The sequence below is a fragment of the Campylobacter sp. BCW_6877 genome (genome assembly GCF_001762445.1).
Taxonomy (GTDB): Bacteria; Campylobacterota; Campylobacteria; order Campylobacterales; family Campylobacteraceae; genus Campylobacter_D; species Campylobacter_D jejuni.
Map to the genome: position 1 here is coordinate 1 of NZ_MJWW01000004.1, position 2,264 is coordinate 2,264.

Here is a 2,264-nt window from a genome sequence, read left to right on the forward strand (position 1 = left end):
CTTGAATATCTTTTTGCTTGCAACAGTAAAGAAGCTAAATTTTACAATGCTACTGAAGGTGGAGCAAGGATTAATTTTACTGAAGAACTTTCCTTTAAAGAATGTTGTGAAAAACTCCTTACAAAAGAAAAACCTAAATTTGAACTTCCAAAAAGTTTAACTAAAAATAGAAGTGACAAACTCCTAGTTAAATTCAAAGAAAAAATACAAAAAGATCAAGATAATGCTAAAAGATTTTTAAATGATGCTTTAGTTTTAAAACAAATTTTAGAAAATATACTCAGTAAAGATTTTATTTTACCTTTGGAATTTTTAGAAAAAGTTTATCAAAATATAGAAAATTTTAATCACTCTTTAGATGAAGATGAGTTTATACAGGATGAAGTTTTAAGAGGAGCCTTTGCTTATCGTGGAAAATTTATCGCTGATGTGCTTAGGCTTCATATTCAAGATAAAGCTAGTTTTATCAGTGCTTATATCAAAGCTTATGATGAATGGTTGCTTTATTTTATAGAAAAACTAGAGCAAAAATATGAATCTTTGCTAAAAGTATAAAATTTTGACACCAAGGTATAAAATATTTTTTTGATTGCACGATATAGCATTTAACAAGTTCATGGATGAGCTTGAATTTTTTTAAAAGGATTTAAAATGGGATTTCGTATTAACACTAACGTTGCAGCATTAAATGCTAAAGCAAACTCTGATCTAAACAGCAAAGCATTAGATCAATCACTTGCAAGACTTAGTTCAGGTCTTAGAATCAACTCAGCAGCAGATGATGCTTCAGGGATGGCGATAGCAGACTCTTTAAGATCTCAAGCTTCTACTTTGGGTCAAGCTATATCAAATGGTAACGACGCCTTAGGTATCTTACAAACTGCAGATAAAGCTATGGATGAGCAACTTAAGATCTTAGATACAATCAAGACTAAAGCAACTCAAGCAGCTCAAGATGGGCAAAGCTTAAAAACAAGAACCATGCTTCAAGCAGATATCAATCGTTTGATGGAAGAACTTGATAATATCGCTAATACTACTTCATTTAACGGTAAACAACTTTTAAGTGGTAATTTCATCAATCAAGAATTTCAAATCGGTGCAAGTTCAAATCAAACCATCAAAGCTACTATAGGAGCAACTCAATCTTCTAAAATCGGTTTAACACGCTTTGAAACAGGAGGAAGAATTTCAAGCAGTGGTGAAGTGCAATTCACTTTGAAAAACTATAACGGTATAGATGATTTTAAATTTCAAAAAGTTGTGATTTCAACTTCAGTTGGAACAGGTCTTGGTGCTTTAGCTGAAGAGATTAACAAATCAGCTGATAAAACAGGTGTTAGGGCTACTTTTACAGTGGAAACTCGAGGTATGGCTGCGGTTAAAGCAGGATCTACAGGAGAGGATTTTACTATTAATGGGGTAAAAATCGGCCAGATAGAATATAAAGATGGCGATAGCAATGGTGCTTTAGTTTCTGCGATCAACTCTGTAAAAGACACTACAGGAGTAGAAGCCTCTATAGATGAAAATGGCAAGCTTTTGCTCACTTCAAGAGAAGGTAGAGGGATTAAAATCGAAGGAAGTATAGGCGGCGGTGCTTTTATTAATAAAGACATGATGGAAAATTATGGTCGTTTATCTTTGGTAAAAAATGATGGTAAGGATATTCTAATCAGTGGTTCTGGACTTTCTTTTGCAGGTTTTGGTGCGAGCAATTTTATCTCTCAGGCTTCTGTATCTTTAAGGGAGTCTAAAGGTCAAATTGATGCTAATGTCGCTGATGCTATGGGTTTTGGTTCTGCAAATAAACAAAATATTTTAGCAGGGTATTCTTCTGTTTCTGCTTATATGAGTTCAGCAGGTTCTGGATTTTCAGCAGGTTCTGGATTTTCAGCAGGTAGTGGGAAAAATTATTCTGCAAGTATAGCCGAATCTGCGATAGCTATTTCAGGTGCTTCTCAACTTTCAGCAGTTTATAATGTATCTAAAGGTTCTGGTTTTTCAAGTAAAAGTGGACTTTCTCAGTTTGCAACTATGAAAACAACTGCTTTTGGAGTTAAGGAAGAAACTGCAGGTGTAACTACACTTAAAGGCGCTATGGCTGTGATGGATATAGCAGAAACCGCTATAACAAATCTTGATCAAATCAGAGCAGACATTGGTTCGGTGCAAAATCAACTTCAAGTTACTATAAACAACATCACTGTAACTCAAGTAAATGTTAAAGCAGCAGAGTCCACCATCAGAGATGTAGACTTTGC

1 protein-coding gene and 1 pseudogene are annotated in these 2,264 nt (G+C 34.3%); both read left to right on the forward strand.

The genetic code is table 11. The features are described 5' to 3' along the window. Positions 1-555, forward strand: a pseudogene (locus AJ936_RS00040) (motility associated factor glycosyltransferase family protein); the annotation flags it as partial. A 96-nt stretch (positions 556-651) separates the two neighbouring features. Then, positions 652-2,264 (forward strand): flagellin A (locus tag AJ936_RS00045; RefSeq protein ID WP_070273885.1); only part of this gene is annotated, 1,613 nt, incomplete at its 3' end.